Below are 8,256 nucleotides of genomic sequence, written 5' to 3'. Positions count from 1 at the left end.
AAAACGCGCTGCGGGTAATAAGCCTGGGTCGCAAGAACTATCTGTTCTTCGGTTCGGATAGCGGCGGCGACCGGGCGGCGCTGATGTATACGCTGATCGGCAGTTGCAAACTGAACGGCGTGGAGCCGGAAGCGTATCTGTGCTATGTGCTGGCGATTATCGCGGATCATCCCATCAACAAAATCAAAGAGCTCCTGCCGTGGAACCTCACCATCCCTGCTGAATAACTGTCAATACGGCGCTGGGCGTACGCTTACGCTTAAACGACTACTCTATTATCAGTATTTCTATACAAATCTTGACATGCAAGTGTTCCGTGCGGCGATACGGCGGGTAAGCGTTGCCCCTTTTCTATCCCCGGGCCGAGGAAAGGTTTTTTTCTTTACAGGTACTGTTCAGGAGCGACCATGCTACGTCGTCTTTTTTCCTTACCGGGCCTCACCGGTCTGCTGATTTGTGTCGGTGGCTTATTTTTTCTGGTGATTGGCCTGTGGCTACTGGCGCTTGGCGGTTCCGCGTATTATCTGCCGGCTGGCATACTGCTGAGCGTGAGCGGGTTTCTTATCATAGAACGGCGCATCTTGGGGCTTTGGATCTATCTGCTGACATTCGTGCTGACCGTGCTATGGGCGCTGTATGAGGTCGGCCTGGACGGCTGGAAACTCATGCCGCGTCTGCTGGTGCTGGCGGTACTCGGGCTGTGGTGCAGCTTGCCATTCATCATGCGGCCGCTGACGCTGTCGCGCCGGCAGCGGGTGTTGGCCGCCGTCGCGGGGCTGTTCTATCTCCTGGCCGGCGTCGGCGTAATAGGGGCCGGCTACATGACCAGCGAACGTCTGTACGTTCAGTATGCGCCGCTGCCGGCTGCGTCGGCGACGGCCGAGACTGACAGGACCGGGCGCAATGAGTGGCGCCACTATGGCCGCACCCCCGCCGGGGAGCGATATTCGCCCTTGACCCAGCTCACGCCCGCCAATGTGGCCCAACTGGCCCCCGCCTGGGCGATCCACACCGGCGATGTCATGCAGCAGGGCGAAGATAAAAAAGGGCGCGAATTCAATTTTGAGGCCACCCCGATTAAAGTGGCCAACCGGCTTTATCTCTGTACGCCGCACCGGCGGGTACTGGTGCTGAATGCGACCACCGGTCAAACCCTGTGGTCCTATGATCCTCACAATGACACCCGAGCCAACGAGTATCTTGCCTGCCGCGGGGTGGCCTATTACCAATCGCCCACTCCCGCCAATGCCCCCTGCGATCGGCGCATTATCAGCACCACCGCCGATGCCAAACTCATCGCGCTTGATGCCGACACAGGGCGGTTGTGTCAGGATTTCGGGGCAGAGGGCCGCGTGAACCTGACCGATTTAATGGGCAAGGTTCCGCCGGGGTTTCATTTCATCACCTCGCAGCCGCTGGTGGTAAACGATCGCGTCGTGCTGGGCGGCTGGATCTATGATAATCAGGCGCGCGGCGAACCGTCAGGCGTGGGGTGCGCCTTTGATCCCCAAAGCGGCAAGTTGGCCTGGGCGTGGGATATGGGGCGCAGCGATCCCACCGCGCCGCTGAAACCCGGCGAAACTTACACCCGCGGCACGCCAAATGGCTGGGGCACGTATACCGCGGACCCGGCGTTGGGGCTGGTCTATATCCCCCAGGGGAACGCCACGCCGGATTATTACGGCGCACAGCGTCGGCCGTTTGATGACAAGTACGCCAGCGCTATCGTGGCGCTGGACTTGGCGACGGGGAAAGAGCGTTGGCATTTCCTGACCGTCCATCACGAGGTGTGGGATTTTGATTTGCCCATCTGGCCTTCACTGGTGGATCTGCCCCAGTCCGGGGGGAGACGTTGCCCGCGCTGGTGCAGACCACCAAAATGGGCCAATTGTTCCTGCTGGATAAGCGTACCGGCAAACCGTTGGCGCAGGTCGAGGAGCGGCCGGTGCCGCAGGCGGATCCCTTCCCGGGAGAGCGCCTCTCGCCCACCCAGCCTTACTCCACCGGCATGCCAACGTTCGCGCCCGCCAATTTGACCGAAAAGGATTTATGGGGCGCCACGCCGTTCGATCAGCTTTGGTGTCGCGTGCAGTTCCGCCGGTTCGGCTATCAGGGGCAGTACACGCCGCCGGAACTGGGAACCCGCATTGTTTATCCTGTGTTTGACGGGGTGATGGACTAGTACGGCGCCTCGATTGATCCGGCACGTCAGGTGCTAATCGCCAATACCAGCTATATCCCGTTTATCACCGAGGGCGTCACCGAGCAAAAAGCGCTGCGGCGCGGGCTGATGCAACCCTGGGCCGGTTGGGAAAGTAATCAGCCGTATCCCAGACTGAAGGAGTTCGTGGTGGGGCCGCAGTATGGCACGCCTTATGCCGAGATTGTGCGTCCCTGGCTATCGCCGCTCGGTGCGCCCTGTAATGCGCCACCCTGGGGCAAACTGGCGGCGATTAATTTGCAAAGCCGGAAAATCAGCTGGGAGCGGCCGGTGGGCACCACTCGGGATATGAATATTTTAAATACCCATACCAATGCACCACTGCCGACGGGGATCTTTACCATGGGCGGCAATATTATTACCGCGGGCGGGCTGATTTTTATGGGCGCCACCGCCGACGATTATCTGCGCGCTTTCGATGAAACCAGCGGCAAAGGACTGTGGCGTGGCCGCCTGCCAGCCGGCGGGCAGGCGACGCCCATCACTTACTTGGGCGCCGACGGCCGTCAGTATGTGGTGATTGCCGCCGGGGGCCATGGCGGGCTGGGCACCCGCACCGGCGACAGCGTCGTGGCCTGGGCGCTTGCCCGCTCGCCGTGCCGCAGGGGAATGACGGTGCGGCGGACGCCCGTCACGGCAAGGCACGCCGGCGCAAAGGGGCCACGCGGGCGCGAACGGGTCACGCGGGCTGACGTTGGGGACCGTCACGGCCAGGCCCCCGGGCGCAAAGGGACCACGCGGGCTGGTGTGGGGCCTGTCACGGCGGGCTCGACTTCCGGCTCAGGCGCCGTATCGCTCACATTTTGCGCCGCGCAGGAACGATACGGAGGCGTTATCCGTTATCCCCAGCGGTGATGCGTTAAACCGGTTATTGTTAGGTGAACTGCAGATCGGGCGGCGTGTTGGCCAGCATAAACAGCATACCTTGCTTCATGCTTTCCCACATTTCATGGCGAATCATCAGTAACTGCGACAGGATAATCCCCAGCAGTCTGGTGACAAACCAGCACGCCATACCGATGCCCACGCCGGTGAAAATAAACGCCATTGTGTTGCGGCTGGACCGGCGGCACTGCACGTGCAGCTGGCTGGCAAAAAACATCATCATCGCGCTGAGCAGTTCCCAGCGCATCACAAGAAAGCTTGCGGCAAGCGTTCCCACGGCGAAAATTCCTCCAATCATCAACTGATGGTGTAATTTTCCCTCGTTTTTTTGCATTGCGCTACAAAAATATGTGATGAGATTCATAAAAATTACCCCCGCCGCTTGCTTTCAACTGAGTTAGGATTTTCCGTTTACCGTCTCAGCCGGGCCAAATACCTGAAACTTGGGCAAATCTCCCTGCGGATATAGCTCCCAGCCGCCGCCCAGCGCTTTATACAGCGAGACCAGATCCACGCTGGATTGTACGCGGGCGCTGGCGGCCTGCTGCCGCGCCTGTGCCAACTGACGCTGCGCGTCCAACACCTCGATAAAGGTGCTTATCCCCTGACGATAGCTGTTGCTGGCCAGATTGAAGGCATTTTGCAGCGCGTCGGCGGTTTGTTCCAGCCCGTCGACCCGCTGCTGGTCGGCGCGATAACTGACCAGGGCGTTTTCCACATCTTGCAGCGCGGTCAGCACCGTTTGGCGATAGGCGAGGACGGAATTCGCCTGCTGCGCCCGCGCCTGCCGCACATTCGACACCAGCCTCCCGCCTTGGAATATGGGAATAGATACCTGCGGTCCATAGGAATAAAAATGGCTGCTCCAATGGGTGAGATAATCAGAATCGGTGTTGCGCATACCGAATTGACCGGTGAGCGACAGATCCGGGAACAGCTGCGCGACCGAGACGCCGATATTGGCGGTCGCGGTGTGCAGCTGCGCCTCCGCCTCGCGTACGTCGGGACGGCGACGCGCTAGGGAGGCGGGAACGCCCACCGGCACCGCCGCCGGCAGGCGCGGTAGCGGTTTGGTCTGCGTCAGCTCGGCGTCCAGCGTCCCTGGCGGCAGCTCCAGCAGAACCGCCAGCCCATTCATTGCTTGGCGCTGTTGGGCTTGATACTGCGGCAGTTGGGCACGCAGCGACCCTATTTGGGCGCTGGTGTTTTCCACATCCAACTGCGGTGCCAAACCGTTGTGTGCGCGGCTTTGGGTCAGTTCCAACGACTGCTGCGCCACGTCGATTTGCGCCATCAGCGTGTCGCTGACGCTTTGCGCGTCGCGCAACTGTAAATACGCCCGCGCCACTTCGGCCTCCAGCGAGACCAGAGCATCATTGCGGCTTTCTAGCGAGGCCTGCGTTTGCGCGTTGGCCATTTTAACGGAGCGGCGCACCCGGCTCCATAAATCCAGCTCCCCGGACGTGTCGAAACTGCCTTGATAAAGGTGAAGCGGTCGCGTGAGCGAGTCGAGGCGGGAGGCGAGCTCTTCGCTGCTTTCAGCCACCTGGGCGCGAACGCCATACGAGTCCAGTTCTCCTTTCAGGCCCAACTGCTGGCGCGTGGCGCTGGCGTTAAGGGTCGGCAGACCGGCGGCGCCCGCCTGCAGCGTTTGTTCACGGGCGCCGGCGATACGCAACATCGCCTGCTGCAAGGAAAGATTGCCGGCGATGGCGCGGTCGATAAGGCTATCGAGCTGCGCATCGTTAAAGGTGCGCCACCACTTTGGGTCGGGCTACGCGGCCAGCGCCCGGGAGGCGGTGCGGTCGGTGCTGCACAGGTCATTAAAGGCCGACGGCGTGGACGGCTGGGGCGGTTGGTAATCGGGCCCCACCGAACAGGCGCTAAGCGTCAGTGCGCCCAAACCGAGCAGCGGTAACAGGGGGGTTGGCCGCCTCCTGGCGGTGCGAATACGAGCCGGCATATTAGTGAGCTCCCGCGTTGCCTTCGCTTTTCACCGGCGAAAGCAGCAAACAAAATGGAATAAGGATGAACGAAACCAGCGCGCAGAGACTGAAGACATCGACGTAGGCCAGGATCCGCGACTGCGCCACCATTTGTTGGTAGAGTTGTCCTGTGGCAAGCGACGTCGGATCGCCGATGAGGCTGCCGGCGTCGCGGAACGCCTGGGCGGCACGCTGTATCGCCTGTTGGAATTGCTCGTTGAACGGCGACATGTCATGCACCATATAGGCGCTGTGGGCCTGGGAGCGCTCGGTAATGACGGCGGTGGACAGCGAGATGCCGATAGAGCCCGCCACGTTGCGGAACATGGTGAACAGCGCCGAACCATCGGCATTCAGCCGCGGGGCAAGCGTAATAAAGGCGAGGGTGGTCAGCGGCACGAACAGGAAACCGAGACCGATGGACTGCGCGGCGCGCATTTTGACCATCGTGCTGAAATCGATATTCGGGACCAAATGGCTGGAATAGATAAACGACAGCGTCATCAAGGTAAAGCCGAACGCTATCAGCCAGCGGGTCTGCACTACCGGCATCAGCTTCAGCACCAGCGGGATGGACAAGACGATCAACACCGCCCCCGGCGAAAGCACCAGCCCGGACCAGGTGGCGGTATAGCCGAGCTCCTGCTGCGCCAGCTGCGGCATGACCATCGAACTGCCGTAGAGAATCATCGCCATGCCCGCCATCAGCAGGCTGGAAACGGCGAAATTGCGGTCCTTCAGGCAGCGCAAATCCACCACCGGTTTGCGGGTATAAAGCAACCAGTATACCGCCCCCACCAGTCCGACCACGGCCAGTAGCGCGAAGAGCTGAATAAAGCCGGAGGAGAACCAATCATCATCTTCACCGCGGTCCAGCATCACCTGCAAGCAGCCCAGCCCCAGCGCGATAAGTCCGATACCGATATAATCGATATTGAGCTTACCGTTTTTCACTTTGCGCTCCCACGGCGGATCCTCAAGCATTTGGTATATGGCCAGAAAGGTCAACACGCCTACCGGGATGTTAATCAAAAACACCCAACGCCCGCTGTAGTTATCGGTTATCCAGCCCCCAAGCGTCGGGCCGACAACCGGCGCGACGATAATCGCTATGGAGGAGAGGCCGAACGCTTTACCGCGATCCTCTGGTTTAAAATAATCGAGCAGTACCGACTGCTGGACCGGCTGCAGACCGCCGCCGAAGAAACCTTGCATGACGCGAAACAAGATCATCTGCCACAGCTCGGTGGCGATGCCGCACAAAAAAGAGCAGACGGTAAACATGGCCACGCAAATCAGGAAGTACTGTTTGCGTCCCAGCACGCGGCTGAGAAACGCCGAGATGGGCAGCACGATACCGTTCGCCACAAGGTAAGAGGTCAGCACCCAGGTGGACTCGTCGTAACTGGAGGAGAGGGTACCGGCTACCTGGGGGAGCGCCACGTTGACAATGGTGGTATCCAGGATTTCCATGAACACCGCCAGGGTAACGACGATGGCGACCGCCCAGTGGTTGCTAGACAGCGTCCAGTGGCGATCGCCGCTCATTCAAGCATAACCTTCGACTCGGCCGACAGCCCCAGCGGCAGCGGCGTGTTGGGATCCAGGCCGCTGTCGATGACGATTTTAACCGGTACCCGCTGAACTATTTTCACGAAATTGCCGGTGGCGTTTTCGGCCGGAAAGGTGGAAAAGCGTGAGCCCGAGCCTTGCTGAATACTGTCGACATGGCCGTGCAAGGTCAGATTAGGATAGGCATCCACCGTCACCTCCACATGATTGCCGGGGCGCATACGTTCAAGTTGGGATTCCTTGAAATTGGCGGTAATCCAGATGTCCGGTGAGACCACGGAGAACAGCGAACTGCCCGCCTGAACCAGCGTACTGAGCTGAACGTTGCGCCGGGTAACGAAACCGTCGAACGGCGCGCGGACATCGCTGTAGGAGAGATTAAGTTCGGCGGTTTCCAATTGTGCCTGCGCTTGACTGACCTGACGTTCGTGCGCTTCGACGTTGGTCTCGACCTGGCGCACCTGCAACTGCACCTGGGCGGCCACCTCGACCTGCGCCTGAGCGTTGGCCAGTTCGGCACGGGCGGAGCGCAGCTGGGCGCTGGCGTTATCGATGTTTTGCTGTGAGGTGGCGCGGGGGTCGACGCCGCGCTGCCGGCGGTAGTCCGCCTCGGCATTCTGCACGTTGGCTTCGGCTCGGGCCTGCTGTGCTTTGGCCTGGGCCAACTGGGCGGGGTATTGCACCTTTGAGAGCGCCAGCTGCGCCTGCGCCAGACCCAGCTGCGCGCGCGTGGTCGCGCTCGGCGGTGGCATCGCGCGGGTCGATCTGCACCAGGAGATCCCCCTTGCGGACCCGCTGGTTATCCTTGACCAGCAATTTCACCACGTAGCCGGAGATTTTCGGCGCGACGGTCACCGCGTTGCCTTCGGTATAAGCGTCATCGGTGGTTTCCTGGTTGCGGCTGGAAAGCCAGAACCACAGGCCGACGATCAGCATCACGACCACCACGATGGCCAGGATAATCAGCGGCTTTTTGCCGGGGCGTTTGCGGTGATTGCCGCCGTCGTCATTACCGCCGTCGTCGTTGCCGCCCCGGGCGTCGTCATCACCGACGCGGTGGTCTTCCGGCCGCCGGGCATCCTCTGCGCGCCCCGCCCCGCCCCGCTGTCCGCGCCGGCGGGAGGGGGAGAAGGGCGGTTGACATCATCGTTATCGTTGGGTCGGGATGTATCGGAAGTATACTTGGGTTTGTGGCTATCCATAGGCTCCGTCTACTAACGTGGCAAGCGCTGCGCCAGAATAAAAGGAAACTGTGTCATTAAGGGTAAAAGGATTTTCGCTAAACGCCAGTCCGTGCGCGACAGGAATTGCCGTTACGCCATTAAATGCTAAAACACATAAGTTAAGCATACGCAGCGACGCAGAATTAACAAGACAACCGCTAACTATTCCCCTCTGTCAAGTCAACGATGCGGCAAAAAGGTGACAAAAAAATACATCTTCCTGATGATTTGCAGATTCCGACGTATCCGATCATCTGTTCCGGCGACATCCGATCAGTTATTCCGATATTTTTCGATCACCCATTCCAGTGATATTCGATCACGTGTTCGCTCATCTTCTGACTCGGTTTTAGTCTATTTTTCCTGTGCT

At 60.0% G+C, this 8,256-nt stretch carries 6 protein-coding genes and 2 pseudogenes; 4 read left to right on the top strand and 4 right to left on the bottom strand.

Annotated features, from left to right (window positions below; all coding sequences use genetic code 11):
* The 4 genes from ACMX3H_RS15065 to ACMX3H_RS15050 form a co-directional block, all read left to right on the top strand.
* A partial coding sequence (locus ACMX3H_RS15065; protein ID WP_415211416.1) for a transposase domain-containing protein occupies window positions 1-227 on the top strand: 227 nt, incomplete at its 5' end.
* Window positions 228-407: 180 nt separating this feature from the next.
* Window positions 408-2,036 (top strand): PQQ-binding-like beta-propeller repeat protein, encoded by a 1,629-nt coding sequence (locus ACMX3H_RS15060; protein ID WP_415211415.1) that lies wholly within the window; start codon window positions 408-410, stop codon window positions 2,034-2,036.
* Window positions 2,009-2,182, top strand: coding sequence for a hypothetical protein (locus ACMX3H_RS15055; protein WP_415211414.1), 174 nt, complete (start codon window positions 2,009-2,011; stop codon window positions 2,180-2,182). The genes ACMX3H_RS15060 and ACMX3H_RS15055 overlap by 28 nt, the downstream gene beginning before the upstream one ends.
* A gap of 30 nt (window positions 2,183-2,212) precedes the next feature.
* Window positions 2,213-3,076, top strand: a complete 864-nt coding sequence (locus tag ACMX3H_RS15050; RefSeq protein WP_415211413.1) for a hypothetical protein — start codon at window positions 2,213-2,215, stop codon at window positions 3,074-3,076.
* 19 nt (window positions 3,077-3,095) lie between these two features.
* Here ACMX3H_RS15050 and ACMX3H_RS15045 read toward each other — a convergent pair whose 3' ends face one another.
* The 4 genes and pseudogenes from ACMX3H_RS15045 to ACMX3H_RS15030 form a co-directional block, all read right to left on the bottom strand.
* A complete protein-coding gene (locus tag ACMX3H_RS15045; RefSeq protein ID WP_415211412.1) occupies window positions 3,096-3,470 on the bottom strand; it encodes a YjcB family protein in 375 nt (124 codons plus the stop codon).
* 33 nt (window positions 3,471-3,503) lie between these two features.
* Window positions 3,504-5,069 (bottom strand): annotated as a pseudogene (locus ACMX3H_RS15040) (efflux transporter outer membrane subunit).
* A gap of 1 nt (window position 5,070) precedes the next feature.
* The gene (locus tag ACMX3H_RS15035) at window positions 5,071-6,639 is read right to left on the bottom strand and encodes a DHA2 family efflux MFS transporter permease subunit (protein WP_415211411.1); all 1,569 of its coding nucleotides are present in this window, start codon (window positions 6,637-6,639) and stop codon (window positions 5,071-5,073) included.
* A pseudogene (locus tag ACMX3H_RS15030) lies at window positions 6,636-7,743 on the bottom strand (HlyD family secretion protein); the annotation flags it as partial. The pseudogene ACMX3H_RS15030 and the gene ACMX3H_RS15035, both read right to left, overlap by 4 nt.
* Window positions 7,744-8,256 lie beyond the last annotated feature (513 nt).

Source organism: Sodalis sp. (in: enterobacteria) (genome assembly GCF_047607725.1).
Taxonomy (GTDB): domain Bacteria; phylum Pseudomonadota; class Gammaproteobacteria; order Enterobacterales; family Enterobacteriaceae; genus JBLKSS01.
Note: the sequence above shows the minus strand (reverse complement) of the source record. Positions and strands in the feature narration are given on the sequence as shown.

What these genes read in the sequence shown, in the direction of transcription:
- ACMX3H_RS15045 (WP_415211412.1), bottom strand. Translation starts at nt 3,470, where the DNA reads ATGAATCTCATCACATATTTTTGTAGCGCAATGCAAAAAAACGAGGGA.
- ACMX3H_RS15055 (WP_415211414.1), top strand. Translation starts at nt 2,009, where the DNA reads ATGCCAACGTTCGCGCCCGCCAATTTGACCGAAAAGGATTTATGGGGC.
- ACMX3H_RS15060 (WP_415211415.1), top strand. Translation starts at nt 408, where the DNA reads ATGCTACGTCGTCTTTTTTCCTTACCGGGCCTCACCGGTCTGCTGATT.
- ACMX3H_RS15035 (WP_415211411.1), bottom strand. Translation starts at nt 6,639, where the DNA reads ATGAGCGGCGATCGCCACTGGACGCTGTCTAGCAACCACTGGGCGGTC.